At 43.8% G+C, this 17,698-nt stretch carries 12 protein-coding genes; 11 read left to right on the top strand and 1 reads right to left on the bottom strand.

From position 1 onward, the window contains the following. Positions 1–187 precede the first annotated feature (187 nt). The 4 genes from V1225_RS14365 (at position 188) to V1225_RS14350 (ending at position 6,611) form a co-directional block, all read left to right on the top strand. Entirely contained in the window at positions 188–2,179 is a 1,992-nt protein-coding gene (locus V1225_RS14365; RefSeq protein ID WP_160202132.1) for an Ig-like domain-containing protein, read from the top strand. A gap of 324 nt (positions 2,180–2,503) precedes the next feature. Next, a complete protein-coding gene (locus V1225_RS14360) occupies positions 2,504–2,989 on the top strand; it encodes an NAD(P)H-dependent oxidoreductase subunit E (protein ID WP_160202133.1) in 486 nt (161 codons plus the stop codon). Positions 2,990–3,097: 108 nt separating this feature from the next. Further along, on the top strand, positions 3,098–4,837 hold the full coding sequence (gene nuoF, locus V1225_RS14355; RefSeq protein ID WP_243151062.1) for an NADH-quinone oxidoreductase subunit NuoF: 1,740 nt from the start codon (positions 3,098–3,100) through the stop codon (positions 4,835–4,837). A 16-nt stretch (positions 4,838–4,853) separates the two neighbouring features. Further along, positions 4,854–6,611 (top strand): NADH-dependent [FeFe] hydrogenase, group A6, encoded by a 1,758-nt coding sequence (locus V1225_RS14350; protein WP_338547010.1) that lies wholly within the window; start codon positions 4,854–4,856, stop codon positions 6,609–6,611. Between the two features lie 200 nt (positions 6,612–6,811). On the opposite strand, the gene V1225_RS14345 is transcribed toward V1225_RS14350, so the two are convergent. Continuing rightward, positions 6,812–7,204 carry a hotdog fold domain-containing protein gene (locus tag V1225_RS14345; RefSeq protein WP_160202136.1) on the bottom strand — a complete coding sequence of 131 codons (393 nt, stop codon included), beginning with the start codon at positions 7,202–7,204 and terminating at the stop codon, positions 6,812–6,814. Positions 7,205–7,361: 157 nt separating this feature from the next. Here V1225_RS14345 and V1225_RS14340 point away from each other — a divergent pair, with 157 nt between their 5' ends. The 7 genes from V1225_RS14340 (at position 7,362) to V1225_RS14310 (ending at position 17,694) form a co-directional block, all read left to right on the top strand. Then, positions 7,362–9,437, top strand: coding sequence for a sigma-54 dependent transcriptional regulator (locus V1225_RS14340; RefSeq protein ID WP_161908069.1), 2,076 nt, complete (start codon positions 7,362–7,364; stop codon positions 9,435–9,437). A 198-nt stretch (positions 9,438–9,635) separates the two neighbouring features. Continuing rightward, entirely contained in the window at positions 9,636–10,682 is a 1,047-nt protein-coding gene (locus V1225_RS14335) for a zinc-binding dehydrogenase (protein WP_160202138.1), read from the top strand. Between the two features lie 200 nt (positions 10,683–10,882). Beyond that, complete coding sequence (locus V1225_RS14330; protein WP_160202139.1) at positions 10,883–11,950, top strand: zinc-binding dehydrogenase; 1,068 nt, start codon at positions 10,883–10,885, stop codon at positions 11,948–11,950. Positions 11,951–12,104: 154 nt separating this feature from the next. Then, on the top strand, positions 12,105–13,364 hold the full coding sequence (gene ablA / locus V1225_RS14325; RefSeq protein WP_160202140.1) for a lysine 2,3-aminomutase: 1,260 nt from the start codon (positions 12,105–12,107) through the stop codon (positions 13,362–13,364). Between the two features lie 86 nt (positions 13,365–13,450). Then, on the top strand, positions 13,451–14,467 hold the full coding sequence (locus tag V1225_RS14320) for a hypothetical protein (RefSeq protein WP_251631085.1): 1,017 nt from the start codon (positions 13,451–13,453) through the stop codon (positions 14,465–14,467). A 15-nt stretch (positions 14,468–14,482) separates the two neighbouring features. Then, on the top strand, positions 14,483–16,126 hold the full coding sequence (locus tag V1225_RS14315; RefSeq protein WP_160202142.1) for a DNA mismatch repair protein MutS: 1,644 nt from the start codon (positions 14,483–14,485) through the stop codon (positions 16,124–16,126). A 14-nt stretch (positions 16,127–16,140) separates the two neighbouring features. Further along, a complete protein-coding gene (locus V1225_RS14310) occupies positions 16,141–17,694 on the top strand; it encodes a lysine 5,6-aminomutase subunit alpha (protein ID WP_160202143.1) in 1,554 nt (517 codons plus the stop codon). Positions 17,695–17,698: the final 4 nt, after the last annotated feature.

Raw genomic sequence — 17,698 nt, 5'->3', positions numbered from 1 at the left:
GTTGATTCCTCCATATTTATAATAATTAATCGTCTTTTTAATTGTATTATATCATGTGGCTACTTGAGTGACAATCCCTTTTCATTTATTGAGTATTTTCTATAAAAAACAGTGGGGGCTTTACAGATGTGATTGGCTGGAATATAATAATAAGTAATAAGACACAACGAAAGAAAGGAAGAATGAAATGAAACGAGCCATTGTGATTGTATTATCTTTGATGATGCTGCTTTGCAGTTTCCCTGCGGGTATTTTTGCAGAAGATGCAGGGGATGAGACACAGTCCCCCGGACAGGAAGAAGTGCAGAAAATAGATATATCCAGGGATTCATTTATGCGTACAGATCCATCGACTTTTACGTATACAGGGGAAGAGCTGATTGCGAACAAAGTAGAAGTATGGGTGGCGAATCACAGATTGACGGAAGGTGTTGATTATACACTGGAGTATAGAAACAATGTGATGCCGGGCAAAATGGAGGTTATTGCTAAAGGAATTAATGATTACTGTGGAGAACTGCGTAGTGAGCTAGACATTTACCCGAGATCAATCGGAACTTATTGCAAGTTTAACTTTCCGGAATTCACAGAAAAGGGAGAGCGGCCGCAATTTACCATTACCTATGGGAAAATGCTTTTAGAAGAAGGAAAAGACTATACTGTTGGTAATTATACTGATGAAGAAACCTGTGGCTATATTGAAATTCGCGGTATCGGAGGATTTTCTGGAAAAGTGAATTATCGTTATGAGACACGTATCAACATCGCAAAAGCTGAAGTGCAATACGAACCTAAAAAAGTTTATAACGGTAAGCGCCAAAATGCCGAGCCAATCATTGTAACTTATCAAGGAAAGAAATTGAGCGAGCTTAGTGATTATGTTCTTAAATACTCTAATAATATAGAAGTTGGTACGGCTCGAGTAGATATTATAGGGAGAGGCAAATTTCACGGCACTATTACCAGATACTTTGAAATTGCACCGAAAGAACAGGAAATCACAATTAAAGAAAATACATTTGATTTGTTTCCGAAAAGTGATCCGGTGCAAATAAAGGCGAAGGCTTCGGGAGATGGTACAGGCTTTTCTTATACGTCGGATAATCCTGCTGTAGCGACAGTAGACGCCGACGGAGTGATTCGGGCAAAGGCGCCGGGGACTGCCATTATTACTGTAAAGACAGTCGGCTCGAAAACTTTTGGTGAGGTATCTACGACTGTAACTGTCAATGTGGGGCAGAGCAGTACGGAGTTCTTTCTTGTTATTGCAGAAAGAAAAGGAATGGGGGCATTTATCAGTAAACTCCCCGATGAGAAAATTGTAAAAGCAACAGTTACGGTAGGCGGCGAAACATACCCGTGTAAAATTATTGATGATGAAATTACTGTTGCGCTGGATGCCCCTTATCCGCAGCAAAAGTTGGGCGAAAAGATAATTATCACGGCGGAAGATGATTCCGGAAAGGTAATTACAACAGAAGGAACTGTTGAAAATGCAGAAGTTTATATTAAGGTCAATAATATCTACGATAAAACGAGTACGATTGTCGGCGAAGCAGCGCTGGGCGCAACGGTAAAGACAGTGTTAGATGGCAAAACCTACAAAACTGTTGCTGATAAACGAAGCGGTGAATTTGAATTGAAAATTCCGAAGCAGAAATTTGGAAAGAAAATCAAGATTACTGTAACAAATGATTACGGAAGCAGTACCAGTATCACAAAGACGGTGAAAAAAAGAAAGTCTGCCAATCTTGAGATTTATAAATATGTATATAAATCATCAAAATATGCGTATGTGGAGTGTTCAAATGTTTCTGCAGGCGATATGATAAAAATAAAGATTGGTGGAAAGACATATAAGAAAAAAATTAATCAATCGAAGAAATTGCTGAAGACTAAGGTATATATCGGCACCCATGCTGCTGGCACAAAAATAAGTGCATCGTTATATAATTCGCGCGGGCAGAAATTGGATTCTTATAGCGATATGGTGTATTTTGGGAATAAATTATATGTCGGCATGACCAGTAAGCAGGCGCTCTTGACAACTTGGGGGAAGCCTGTCAGCAAAGCGACTTACTACGGCATTAAAGAGTGGGTTTACAGAAGTGGAAATCAAGTGGTGTACGTATATATCTCAGGTGGAAAAGTAATAGACTTGATACAATTTGTTTATTGAACATAGGCAGCAGTTTTGTAGAGAATTGATGCAGCACGCCGAACGGCAGGTTCGGCGTGCTGCGTTTTTTGTTATGATAAAACCCATAAAATTCGTTGCATATACATTTGGATTTTGTGGTAAATTCACAAATCTTACTTTAATGTCATAAAATCTTTTATTTTTTATCTGACGAAAAGTTGACAAATCAGAAAATTTGTTATAAAATGAAAACGATGGTAAAGGTTAAAAAATTAACCAATTCGGGTTAAAAATTTAACGGGTGGTTGCCATCTTATGGAATTATATCTATATCTATATCTATCATTTTCGAAGGAGAAAAACATGTGTAACTGCAAAGAAATGACTGCAAAGTTTGCGCAGCTTGACGAAATCATCGAAAAGCATAAAGATGAGCGAGGCGCGCTGATTCCAATCCTCCATGAGGCGCAGGAGGTCTTTGGCTATCTGCCGTATGAGGTGCAGGAACGGATTGCTGATGGGCTGGGCGTTTCCATGGCGAAGGTTTACGGCGTCGTAACATTTTATTCCCAATTTTCCCTGAAAAAGAAGGGAAAATACAAAATTAATGTCTGTATGGGAACGGCGTGTTACGTAAAAGGTGCTGGAGACATTTTGGGAAAATTCCTGGAACGGCTTTCCATTGATGTTGGAGAATGTACGCCGGACGGTAAATTCTCCCTGGATTCCTGCCGGTGTATTGGCGCTTGCGGTCTGGCGCCTGTCGTCACCATCAACGATGAGGTTTACGGAAGACTGACCCCGGAACAGGTAGACGAAATCATGAATCAGTATGAGTTTATGGAATAACGGGAGGAAACGATGGTTAAGACAATCAAAGATATCCAGAAGATTAAAGATACAACACTGCAGTCTTTTGGCAACAGAATCGGAAACGATGATAACAGAATTTACATAATGACCTGCTGCGGTACAGGCTGTACTTCATCAGGCGCAATTAAAAATCGGGAAAAACTCAATGAACTGATGGACAGAGACGGGCTGCATGATCGTGTGCATATCGTGCAGACGGGATGTTTTGGTCTTTGTGCGGAGGGTCCGATTTTGATGGTTTATCCGGAAAACGTCATGTACACCAACGTAACGCCGGATGACATCAACGAAATCTGGGAAGCTCACATCAAAAATGGCAGAGTCGTAGAACGTTTGAAATCAGAAAATGAACTTGATTTCTTTTCTAAGCAGATGCGTATTTCTCTGAGAAACTGCGGCAGAATCGATCCAGAAAACATCGACGAATATATCGCTTACGGCGGATATGAAGCGTTGGCAAAGGTGCTGACAGAGATGGAGCCGGAAGACGTCATCAAGACGATGAAAGACGCAGGGCTGCGCGGCAGAGGCGGCGGCGGTTTTCCGACTGGCGTCAAGTGGCAGTTTGCTGCTGACCAGCAAGAAAAAGAAAAGTACGTGGTATGTAACGCTGACGAGGGCGACCCGGGCGCGTTTATGGACAGATCTGTTCTGGAAGGCGATCCCCATGCCGTCATTGAAGCAATGGCAATTGCAGGATATGCCATCGGCGCGTCCCAGGGCTATGTATATGTTCGTGCGGAATATCCAATTGCAGTACAGAGACTGGCCCTTGCCATCGAGCAGGCGAGAGAATATGGTCTTTTAGGAGATAATGTACTGGGTCTGAAATTTAAATTCGATTTAGATATCAGATTGGGTGCTGGCGCTTTTGTATGTGGTGAAGAAACTGCGCTTTTGACTTCCATCGAAGGAAACCGCGGCGAACCAAGACTGAAACCGCCATTCCCGGCAGTAGAAGGTCTCTTTGCAAAGCCGACCATTATCAATAACGTGGAAACGCTTTCTAATATTCCGCAGATTATCATCAAAGGCGCAGATTGGTTTGCCGGCATCGGTACGGAGAAATCCCACGGCACCAAAGTCTTTGCCCTTGGCGGAAAGATCAACAATACAGGACTTGTAGAAGTCCCGATGGGTACGACGCTGCGTGAAATCATTTACGAAATCGGCGGCGGCATTCCAAACGGAAAGAAATTTAAGGCAGTGCAGACCGGTGGACCTTCCGGTGGCTGTATTCCGGCAGAATTCCTTGATAGCCCAATCGACTATGACTCTCTGATCGAGCTGCAGTCCATGATGGGTTCCGGCGGTATGATCGTCATGGACGAGGATACCTGTATGGTGGATATCGCAAAATTCTATCTGGAATTTACCGTAGACGAATCCTGCGGAAAATGTCCTCCATGCCGGATCGGTACGAAGAGAATGCTGGAAATTCTGACGAAGATTACCGATGGAAAAGGTACGTTGGAAGATCTGGACGAACTGGAATATCTGGCGAAAAACATCAAGAAGGGTGCACTTTGCGGTCTGGGTCAGACGGCGCCGAACCCGGTACTGTCTACGCTGAAATATTTCCGCGATGAGTATGAAGCCCACGTGGTAGACAAAAAATGTCCGGCTGGCGTATGCGTATCGATGCTGCGGTTCGTGGTGCATGATGAACTTTGTAAGCATTGTGGTCTTTGCGCGAGAAATTGTCCTGCGCAGTGTATTTCTGGCAGCAAGACAACACCTTACGTCATCGACAATGAAAAATGTCTCAAATGCGGCGTCTGCATGGAAAAATGTCCGTTTAAGGCTATCATGAAGAACGCATAAACTGGAGGGCGAAGTGATGAAGAATAAGAAAAGAGTACAATTAACCATAGATGGCATGGATGTCAATGTGCCAGAGGATTACACGATATTACAGGCGGCAAAACAGGTCAACATCAAAATTCCTACCTTGTGTTTTTTGAAGGACGTCTGCGAAATCGGTTGTTGCCGTATGTGCCTTGTCGAAGTGGAAGGTGCAAAGAACTGGCAGGCTTCCTGCGTGCAGAAGGTTGCGGAGGGTATGGTGGTCAAAACCCATACGCCGGACATTCTCAACTTTAGAAAAAAGAATTTGGAGTTGATTCTGTCCAATCATCCTGCTATGTGCCAGAGCTGCAATAGAGGTTCTACGGGATGCGAACTGAAAACGCTGGCCAATACGATGGATACAGAGTTTGCCAATTATGCAAAGAATCAGGAAGTGGTGACGGCCAATCAGGTTATGGATATCGACAACGGGATTTCCATCATGCGTGACCCGAATCGGTGTATTTTATGTAGAAGATGTATCAGTGTCTGCCACAATGTACAGACGGTTGGCGCAATTGATGTCATCAACAGAGGTTTCGGCACGGTTGTTAGCACAACATTCAATCGTCCGATTGACGAATCTAAATGTGTCAACTGTGGACAGTGCATTAACGTTTGCCCAACCGGTGCGCTGCAGGAGCATTCCAGCCTTGACGAACTTTGGGAGATTATGAAAGATTCGACAAAGCATGTCGTGGTTCAGACTGCGCCAGCTGTTAGAGCGGCTCTCGGTGAAGAATTTGATATGCCGCTGGGCATAGATGTAACAGGAAAGATGGTAACTGCACTGCGCATGATCGGGTTTGATAAAGTGTTTGATACGGATACTGGCGCTGACCTTACGATTATGGAAGAAGGCACCGAACTTCTCAATCGTCTGCAGAACGGCGGAAAACTGCCATTGATTACTTCTTGCTCACCGGGCTGGATTAAGTTCTGCGAGCATTTCTTCCCGGATATGTTGGATCATCTTTCTTCCTGCAAATCTCCGCACGAAATGCTTGGTGCGATGATCAAATCTTATTATGCGGAGAAGGCTGGTATTGATCCTGCTAATATTGCAGTTGTTTCTATTATGCCTTGTACGGCGAAGAAATTTGAGGCACAGCGAGAAGAACTTGCAGCAACAGGCTATCCTGATGTAGATTTAGTTTTAACCACTAGAGAACTAGCGAAAGCTATTCAGGCATTCGGTATTGACTTCCCGGCACTGCCTGACGGCGATTTTGACAATCCGCTGGGCGTTTCTACCGGCGCTGCCACGATTTTCGGCGCGACTGGTGGTGTCATGGAAGCAGCGCTGCGTACTGTTGCAGATATTATCACGGGTGAAAGTTCTGATTCTATCGATTACATGGATGTACGCGGAAAAGAAAAAGGAATTAAAGAAGTAGAGCTGCAGATTGGCGATGTAACGATTAAAGCGGCCGCAGCTCATGGTCTTGGCAATGCGAGGGCTTTGATGGAAAGAATCCAGGCGGGTGAGCATTTTGATTTTGTAGAAGTCATGGCTTGTCCGGGCGGATGTGTCAACGGCGGCGGTCAGCCGCAGCAGCCTTCTTCTGTTCGCAACTGGATGGATTTAGGCGCGGAGAGAGCAAAAGCGCTGTACAAGAGCGATCACGAAAGCTTCGTAAGAAAGTCTCACAAGAATCCTGTCATCAAGGAACTGTATAAGACTTATCTGGAGAAGCCGGGCAGTGAGAAGGCACACCACCTGCTCCACACCCATTATCATGCTAGATAATAATTCTAATAAACATTTTCCTAAACGCCCCGACTTGTAAAGTTGGGGCGTTCTCCTTACAAGTGGGAACGGGATTGTGATGCAGTACATTGTTTGCGCTAGCCGAACTATGGTATGCTTTGCACCTTCTTACTTTCCGGTAAAAGTGCAAAAGAAAACCCTCGCCAACAGAATGGCAAGGGGAAGTTTTTGCAAAAAACTTATTTTCTCTTGAAATCTTTCGGAGTTACGCAAGTACCAGTAGCTCTTGCAACTACGATTGGTTCTTCTAAGAAATCAGCAGCGGAAGCGTTGATGTCTTTTCTGGAAACGATAACTTTTCTTGCTTCGAAAGTCATCTTTCTGGAAGTGTTTCCGATTTTAGTGATTTCGCCGTAAGCTTCGATGTAGTCTCCAGCGTAAGTAGGAGCTAAGAATTCTACGTTGTCGTAAGCGCAGAACAGACCTTCATCTCCGTCTAGCTTGATTAACAGTTCAGTAGCAACATCGCCGAACAGGTGAACCATATGTGCGCCGTCAACCAGCTCTCCACCGTAGTGAGCATCTTTAGCGGACATTCTGACTCTGATTAATGATGTGATTTTCTCTTCCATTTTAATTCTCCTTATCATGTAAAAAAGTTACTTTTATTATATAACCAAAAAGATTATCTGTAAATAATAATTGCAAATTATGTGCCAATGGGTTATTATTGAAATTACAAAGGAAATGAACCGAAATGGGTTCGCATGAAAAAGGAGTGAATCGAAAATGACCCATAATTATGGAACCAATCGTGTATTGGAGCCACAGCATGTTTTGCCGACTTCGGCATGGCGACTTGACAACGGACGTAAGCTGTCGCCGGCAGAAATTAGGGTGGATATTAAGCGAATTCATATAGAGGGAACCAGCTTTAAACAAATTTGTCTGGAAGCCAATGACAACGACCAGCGAATCAAGCAGAAAATAATGGACATTGTAATCAGACGTGGCAAGCTGCACAATCCAGTGACGGATACAGGCGGACTGGTGTATGGTACAGTGTCAGAAATTGGACCTGAATACGACAACAAAAAAAATTTTGTGCCCGGGGAAGAGGTTGTCTGCAATGCATCTTTGGCATCGGTGCCAATCTATATAGATAAAATTCTGTCTATAGATAAAGCTTTTGGGCAAATAGAGGTAGAAGGCTACGCTATTTTATATGATGAAGTACCGCTGGTTCGAAGACCTGTAGGGATTCCGATTAACCTGCTGCTTTTTGCATTTAATGAGTCGGGAACCCTTTACAGAATCAGTAATACGGCGGTTGGCAAACGAAAATTTCTTATCGTAGGAAACAATCTTTTGTCTAATTTGCTCTTTGGCTATGCGGTACGTAAAGTGGCGCGCGAAGATGCAGAGGTTGTGTGTTTACTGGACAAAAAAACCGACGCAGTGCTGTGTGGAAAGTCCATTGACGATTTGATTGCAAAAGTATTTACTAAAGTTCATTATGTGGATATTTTAAAGCCGATGGAGTGTCTTTCCGGTCTGCAGGCGGATTCGCTATTTGATTTATCTATTAACTGTGCGGACATTCCGGGAGCGGAAACAATCAATATTCTTGCTACAAAAAGCGGTGGAACTGTTGTATTTGCGAACCTGATTAACAATTATAATATCGCCCTTTATATCACGGAATCTATCTCCAGACAGCTAGATATCAGATGTGCTGACGGCTATTTGGAGGCTTATGATGAATTCGATATTGAAATTGTCAAGGATTTGGTGCCGTATATCGAAAAGGCTGAAACTACGGACAGAAGTGTGGACGACGACCCATCCTATCCGATTAACAGGCAGACACGTCTAATGGAGGTCTCCGGGATGAGACAGACTTTGCTGGAGGATTTTGTATGTGAAAGCAGAGCCATGGCAAGCGTTTTGGACGAGATTCTGACCGTTTCAAAATACGACTGTAACGTGCTGATTACAGGAGATACCGGCGTTGGTAAAGAAAAAGTTGCCAATATCATTCACAAAAACAGTAACCGGAAGATGCAGCCCTTTATCAAAGTGAACTGCGCATCAATTTCCCCAACCCTGATAGAATCTGAATTCTTTGGATACGAGAAAGGGGCCTTTACTGGCGCTAACGCTGCGGGGAAAAAAGGCTTTTTTGAGCTTGCGGATAATGGGGATATTTTTCTGGATGAGATCGGCGAACTGCAGGCGGACATGCAGGCAAAGCTGCTTCGTGTCATTCAGGATGGTGAGTTTTTCAGGGTCGGTGGCACTACGCCAATTAAGACCAATGTGAGAATTCTGTCGGCGACCAACCGGGATCTTGAGGATATGATAGAAGAACAGCGCTTTCGTCGGGACCTTTACTACAGACTCAACGTAGTGCGCCTTAAAGTGCCAAATCTGAGGGAACGTTCCGGAGACATTCCGGCTTTGGTGAACCATTTTCTTAAAAAATATAGTGATAAGTTTGAAATTCAAAGAAAGATAGACGACGATGCTGTGGAATATCTGAAACAGTGCGAGTGGCCGGGTAATATCAGGGAACTGGAAAACATGGTGCAGAGGCTGATGATTTCGGCAAAAGGAGAGCAGATTACCCTTCTTGATGTCATGCGAGAACTTCACGCGGAGGTCTTTGAAACCAGCAGCTTGGACTTTGCTTCTATGCAGGAGGAGACTGGAAAGGTGATGGATTTGGAGAAGATGGTAGACAACTTTGAAAAAAACATTATCAAGCATGCCTGTGAAAAGTACGGGTCGACCAGAAAAGTTGCTAAAGCTATTGGAATTAGCCAGACACAGCTGGTGCGCAAGAAGAAAAAGTATGAGCTTTAAATGAGTTCTCACCACAAGCGAACACAAAACGGTTCGCATAAAAAGCTTATGAACACAAAACGGTTCGAAAAATAGAAAAACTAAACAGGAAAAACTGCAAACCCATTGGTAACAGTGGGTTTTTAGTTTTGGCACGACTTTTGCTTATTAGAATGATCGTTGCACAAATACGTTAATATAATGAAAAAGGAGATATATATGGAAAGCAAAACTTACAAAAAAGGCGACCTTTATGGCACCCACAGAGTCATCAGTCCGAAAGGAGCACTTCCGCAGCCGGCTGACATCATCGACAATACGATGGAGATTTATGATAACGAGGTTTTAATCGATGTTCACACACTGAACATTGACTCTGCTTCTTTTACTGAAATTGAAAAGAGAGCGGAGGGTGATGTAGAAAAAATTAAGGAAATCATTCTGGGCATTGTAGAAAAAACAGGAAAACACAAGAATCCTTGGACTGGTTCCGGCGGTATGCTAATCGGTAAAGTAAAGGAAATCGGACCGAACTACAAAGGGGATCTGCGCGTTGGCGATAAAATCGCAACACTGGTATCCCTGTCTCTGACACCGCTGAAGATTGACGAGATCAAAGAAGTGAGAGCTGACATTGACCAGGTTGATATCAAAGGTCAGGCTATTTTGTTCCAGTCTGGACTTTTCGGTATTCTGCCGAAAGATATGCCGAAAGAACTGGCATTGTCTGTTCTGGACGTAGCTGGTGCACCTGCGCAGACTGCAAAGATCTGTAAGCCTGGCGACACTGTTGTCGTAATGGGCGGCGGCGGAAAATCCGGTATCCTGTGCTGCTGGCAGGCAAAGAAGCAGGTAGGTATCAACGGCAAAGTTATCTGCGTTGACGGCTTCAAGAAATCCCTGAACAGAGCAATGTCTGTAAAATGTGCTGACGAATACATGGTAGTCAATGCAACTGACGCTGTGGAAATGTATAACGAAATCATGGAAGCAACTGACGGTGAACTGGCTGATGTTGTGATCAACGTAGTTAATATTCCTAACACAGAAATGGCTTCCATTATGGCATGCAAAGATGGCGGTATGGTATACTTCTTCTCCATGGCGACCAACTTTACAAAGGCTGCTTTAGGTGCAGAAGGTGTCGGCAAAGACGTAAACATGCTCATTGGTAACGGTTATACAAAGGGACATGCCAATGCAGCTCTTCAGGTTCTTAGAGAAGACGAAAGAATCATGAGACTGTTTGCTGAACTTTATGCATAAACGAATGAACCGAAAGTGGTTCTGTTCTTTTGAAAAACGAACACAAATCGGTTCGATTGTTAATTTAAAAATTATTTAGAAGTGAGCTAAAATTGGACTATGGACACTAAGCGGCAACAGTTTTATAATATAGATAGTCATAAATTATGCCTTGGCATAAATTTTAAAAGAGTTAATATTTTTCTAGGAGGATGATTATTATGAAAAAAGGATGCCCTTACGGAACCCACAGAGTTATTTCACCAAAAGGTGTTTTACCACAGCCAGCAGATGTGATCGATAACACTATGGAAATTTACGATAACGAAGTACTGATTGACGTTAAGACTTTAAACGTTGACTCTGCTTCTTTCACTGAAATCGTTAGAAGATCCTGCGATGGCAAGAAGCCTGCAGATATCGAAAACTCTCCTGAAGATCAGGAAAAAGTAAAGCAGACAATGATGAACATTGTTGCTAAAGCTGGTAAGCACAAGAACCCTTGGACTGGTTCCGGCGGTATGCTGCTTGGTACTGTTAAAGAAGTTGGTCCTAACTACGTTGGAGAACTGAAAGTCGGCGACAAGATTGCTACATTAGTATCCCTGTCCCTGACTCCACTGGTAATCGAAGAAATTCTGGAAATGAGACCAACCATCGACCAGGTTGATATCAAAGGTCAGGCTATCCTGTTCCAGAGCGGTATCTACGGAATCATTCCTGACGATATGCCGGAAGGACTTGCTTTATCCGCATTAGACGTAGCTGGTGCTCCTGCACAGGCTGCTAAACTGTGCCAGTCCGGTCAGAAAATTCTGGTTATCGGTGGCGGCGGAAAATCCGGCCTGCTGTGCTTATACGAAGCAAAGAAGAGAGCTGGCGTAACTGGTAAAGTTGTTTGCGCAGCTGGTTCCCAGAAGTCCGAAGACAGAGCGAGAGCATTAGATTTAGCTGACGAATATTTCCACATGGACGCTACAGATGCAGTTGGCATGTACAACAAAGCTATGGAATTAACTGACGGCGAACTGTTCGACGTAGTTATTAACTGTGTAAACATTGAAAACACAGAAATGGCCTCCATCTTAGCTACTAAGGATGACGGTGTTGTATACTTCTTCTCCATGGCTACTTCCTTCACTAAGGCAGCTCTTGGTGCAGAAGGTGTTGGTAAAGACGTGAACATGATCGTTGGTAACGGTTACACTAAGGGTCACGCAGCAATCACTCTGCAGTGCCTGAGAGAACACGAAGGACTGAGAAAGTTATTCGAAGAAATGTACGCATAATCAATCGATGATGTACATCAAATTATAAAATCAACATAACACAAACTTTACTGCCACGGCTTCCTTTTCGGAAGCTGTGGCTATCATAAGAAAAACTTCAATTTAATTTATAATCATACAAATTTAAATCACGAATTTAAGGAGATTTATTATTATGGCAATCAGAAATTGGAAAGACATTCCTCTGTTTAAGGATGTTACCGATGAACAGTGGAATGACTGGCACTGGCAGGTATCTCACAGACTTTCTACTCTGGAAGATATCGAACAGGTATTAAACCTGACTGACCAGGAAAGAGAAGAAATCCAGAAAGTTATCGGTGGATTCAGAGTAGGTATCACTCCTTACTATGCTTCCCTGATGGATCCAGATGATCCGAGAGATCCAGTTAGAATGCAGGCAGTTCCTACACTGGCTGAAATGCACAGATCTGAAGCTGACGATGCTGACCCTCTTCACGAGGACGCTGACTCCCCGGCTCCTGGTCTGACTCACAGATATCCGGACAGAGTACTGTTCCTCATCACTGACCAGTGCTCCATGTACTGCAGACACTGCACTAGAAGAAGACTTGCAGGTGAAACTGACGGTGCTAGATCCAGAGAAGATATCGATGCATGTATCGAATACATCAGAAAGACACCGGTTGTTAGAGACGTTCTGCTTTCCGGTGGTGACGCTCTGTGCGTAGAAGATGATACATTAGAATACATCATCAGCGAACTGAGAAAGATTGACCACGTGGAAATCGTAAGACTTGGTTCCAGAACTCCGGTTGTAATGCCAATGAGAATTACTGATAACCTGGTTAACATGCTGAAGAAGTATCACCCAATCTGGCTGAACACTCACTTCAACCACCCACAGGAAATCACTGAAGATGCAGCAGAAGCATGTCGTAAGCTTGCTGACGCAGGTATTCCTCTTGGTAACCAGTCCGTACTGCTCAGAGGTGTTAACGACTGTAAGCACATCATGAGAGAATTAGTACACAAGCTGGTTAAGAATAGAGTAAGACCTTACTACATCTACATTTGCGACCTGTCTGTTGGTATCGAACACTTCAGAACATCCGTTGCGAAGGGTATCGAAATCATCGAAGGTCTGAGAGGACACACTTCCGGTTATGCAGTTCCTACATTCGTAGTTGACGCTCCTGGTGGTGGTGGTAAGACTCCGGTAATGCCTCAGTACATTATTTCCGAGACACCTGATAAGGTAATTCTCAGAAACTACGAAGGCGTTATCACTACTTACACTCAGCCTCGTCTGCCGGATCTGAAGTGCACTTGCGACTACTGCACTGGTAAGAAGACTTATAAGTATCAGGGTGTATCTGCATTAGGAGAAGGATTACAGATTAAATCTATGGAACCTTCCAACCTGGCAAGACACGAAAGAAACAAACACTAATTGGTGTATGCGTATAGGGAGGCTTGGGTCTCCCTATACCTTTATAACGAGGAATACAGAAATTTTAGAACAAACAGGGATAAGAAATGGGTTTACTTTACGATTTGTCACAAAAATATAAAACGCTTTCCATCGTTGGCATGGCGAAGAATGCAGGAAAGACTACAGCGCTCAATTATCTCATTGAAGAAGCTGATGATGAGGGTATTACTCTGGGCATTACTTCTACCGGCAGAGACGGGGAAACACAGGACTTAGTAACGGGAACCGAAAAACCAAAGGTATATCTCTACGAAGATACCATCGTGTCCGTTCCGACACAGCTTTATGATTTGGCGGAAGCAGGACTTGAAATCGTAAAAAAATCAGATTACAGAACTTCTATCGGAGATTTGCTCCTCTGCAGAGTCGCTGATAGCGGCTATGTGCAGATAGCAGGACCTGTGGCGACTGCTCACACGAAGAAAATGTGTGAAGAGATGTTTGAAATGGGCTGTGAACTGATTCTCATCGACGGAGCTATCGACCGAAAGTCTATCGCTTCGCCGGAGACATCAGACGCAATTATCTTGTCCACTGGCGCAGTTTTGTCCCGCAGCATGAAGAAAGTAATCGAGGATACAGCGCACATCATCGGGCTTTACAGCATTCCTGAATTGGAAGAATGCAAGGCAAGAGCGCTCATTGCAGAGCATATGAATCTGGACAAGATTTTGCTTATCAAAGGTGATAATATAGAAGCCTTAGACCTTGCAACGGGTCTTGGATCCAGCCGCTTTATCGATGAAGCAATTGATGATGAAACGGAATATGTATACATTCCGGGCGCATTTACAAACAGCGTAATTGCAGACATCAACCCAAGTAAGCTAAAAAGAGTCCACTTTGTTCTCAAAGACCCGACTAAGATTTTCATCAATCAGATGGACTGGGGCAAGCTTCGCAAGAAGAAGTTCAAGGTCAGTGTCATGAAGAACATCAAAGTTGCGGCGGTAACGGTCAACCCGATTGCGCCTAGCGGCTACTCTTTCGACCACAAAGCTCTGCGAGATGCTATGCAGGAAGCGCTTCCGGATATTCCGGTCATTGACGTTAGAATATAAACAGAAGGAGGATTTATGAAACACGGTTCAAACAGGCGGCTTGCCAATGTCAAGACTAAAGCAGAAACTGGTCTTGACTATGTCATGCAGCAGATTGACTTAAATACCCCTTTTGGTAAAAATATATTAAAAGAAACCAAACCTTTTTTTCCGGGTGAAGAAGAGGAGCTTCGCGCAGAACTTGATAAGATCGAGGACATGATTGCCTTTGCGAAGGAAAATCAGCGCTGCGTAGAGCTGCTTTCAGAAGCCTTCATGGAAATTAAAGATACTACATATACCATCGAGCGAAGCAGTAGAAATGCACTTTCCGTCGTAGAACTCTACGAAGTAAAGACTCTGCTTCTGATGATGAGAAAAATTGAAAAGATTTGTGGGGAAACGACCACGAAAGTTCCGGTAGAGTTTACGCTGGAACCGACGGAAGCCCTTTTGGACGAGCTGGATCCAAGCAAAGACAGAATTAATACTTTTTATATCTATGATGACTTTTCTGAAAAGCTGGCGCAGCTGCGAAAGGAAAAGCACAGCATAGAGGTTTCCATCAGAAAGACGCAGAAGGCGAAAAAAGCGGAGATTCAGAGAGAATACGGTATCATTTTAACACCGAAGTTTGACTGTGCAGTATCGAAGACCGGCGGAGAGCTGGAAAAGTATAAAGCCGTGCCGGATTTGCAGCAGGTGGATGAAGATTACATGACCGTAACCTTTGAATTAAAACCTGATGAAAAGATTTATGCGCTGACAGAGCAGATGGAAAATCTGGTTACCGAAATTGAGGAAGAAGAAACCGTTGTAAGGCAGCGTCTTTCCCTAAAAATAGCAGAGTTTGCAGATGTGCTTCTGCGTAACTGTAAACGAATTGGACTTCTCGATGTGGCATTGGGCAAAGCCCTTTATGCCATCAAGCACGACTGCGTAAAGCCGGAAATCGTTGAGGCGCATATCGTTGAAATCGTAGAAGGCAGACAATCCAAAGTTGAAGACGTGCTGAAGTCCAAGGGGAAAACTTACTGTCCGGTAAGCATTTCCTTGACTGACGGAGTTACCTGTATTACAGGTGCCAATATGGGAGGTAAGACCATTTCACTGAAGCTTTCCGGACTGGTGCCGATTTTGGCGCAGTATGGATTCTTTGTTCCTTGTCAAAAGGCAAAGGTGGGTCTTTCTAACTATATGCAGATTCTAATTGGAGACAGCCAGTCGGTCGAGAGAGGCCTTTCCAGTTTCGGAAGCGAGATGGAAGAACTCAAAGAAATTTTAGATCACAGTGAGAATCGTTCGCTGCTTCTCATCGATGAGATTGCCAGCGGAACCAATCCGATTGAGGGTCTGGCGCTGACCAGAAGCCTTGTGGATTACCTCAAAGACAAACCGTATATTACCCTCATGACTACGCATTTTGAGGCGGTGACCGAGGAAAACGGGGTTAAGAATATGCAGGTGCGAGGCCTGGCAGATGTTGACTTCCGCAAACTCGACAGCGAGTTAAAATATGCGAATAGGAAAGAGCGGATTAATATAATTTCTAAGTATATGGACTATCGTTTATATACGGTAGAAAAACAAGGGCAAATACCAAAAGACGCGCTTAATATCGCGAAAATGTTAGGCATCAATAAGGAAATTATTGATGGAGCACAAAAATATATAAAATAAGGAGAGAGAAAAGGATGAAAAGCAAATTAAACCTTGACCCAAAAGTAGTTGACAGTGCTCGTCAGCATGCGGCAAACATTGCACATGACATGCAGGACTTCATTGACAGACACACTACAGTCAGCACAGAGAGAACAATTCTGAGACTTTTGGGAGTTGACGGTGTAGACGATGTTGACACACCGCTTCCAAACGTGGTAGTAGACCAGCTGAAGGATGCGGGTGCGCTGCCGACAGGTGTCGCTTATTGGATTGGTAATGCAATCGTACAGACTGGCAAGACACCGCAGGAAATCGCAGAAGAAATGGCTGCAGGCAAACTGGATATCACAAAACTTCCGACCTGCTCCCAGGCAGAAGCTGCTGAAGCATTAAAGCCTGCAATCAAAGCTACTTTCGAAAGAATTGACATGCAGAAAGCAAAGCGTCAGGAGTACTTAGACACTATCGGTGAAGGATCAGAGCCTTACATCTACGTAATCGTTGCTACTGGTAACATTTACGAAGACGTGATTCAGGCACAGGCTGCTGCCAGACAGGGTGCAGACATCATCGCTGTAATCAGAACTACTGCACAGTCCCTGCTTGACTATGTACCTTATGGCGCAACAACTGAAGGCTTTGGTGGTACTTACGCTACGCAGGAAAACTTTAGAATCATGAGAAAAGCACTGGACGAAGTTGGTGAAGAAGTTGGCAGATACATCAGACTGTGTAACTACTCCTCCGGTATGTGTATGCCTGAAATCGCTGCAATGGGCGCACTGGAAAGATTAGACGTAATGTTAAATGACGCTATCTACGGTATCCTGTTCAGAGATATCAACATGCAGAGAACACTGGTTGACCAGTTCATGAGCCGTGTTATCATCGGTTACTGCGGTATCATCTTTAACTCCGGTGAAGACAACTACCTGACAACAGACGACGCAATCGAAGCAGCTCACACTGTAACTGCTTCTCAGTTCATCAACGAACAGTTTGCAGTACTTGCTAACATTCCTGAAGAACAGATGGGTCTGGGTCACGCATTTGAAATGGATCCTGCTACAGAAGACGGCTTCTTGCTTGAACTGTCTCAGGCACAGATGGCAAGAGAAATCTTCCCTAAGGCAAGATTAAAATACATGCCTCCTACAAAGTTCATGACAGGTAACATCTTTAGAGGTCACCTGCAGGATGCGCTGTTCAACTTAGTAACAGTTTGGACGAATCAGTCCCTGCTGTTGACTGGTATGCTGACAGAAGCAATTCATACACCGCTGATGCAGGATAGATATCTGTCCATTGAAAATGCTCGTTACATTTTCAACAACTGCAGACACATCGGTGAAGAAGTTGAGTTCAAGAAGGACGGTATCATTCAGAAGAGAGCACAGGAAGTTCTGGGCAAAGCAGACGCTCTTCTTGCTGAAGTTGAAAAAGAAGGTCTCTTCTCCACAATCGAAAAGGGTATCTTCGGTGGCGTGAAACGTCCGTTTGACGGTGGTCACGGTCTGGAAGGTGTTTCCACTAAAGGTGAAAACTACTTCAATCCGTTTATTGAATTGTTTATGGATCATGAATAATAAG

It is taken from the genome of Emergencia sp. JLR.KK010 (assembly GCF_037018265.1).
Classification (GTDB): domain Bacteria; phylum Bacillota; class Clostridia; order Peptostreptococcales; family Anaerovoracaceae; genus Senimuribacter; species Senimuribacter intestinalis.
The sequence above is the reverse complement of the archived record's forward strand: the minus strand, read 5'-3'. Positions and strand labels throughout refer to the sequence as shown.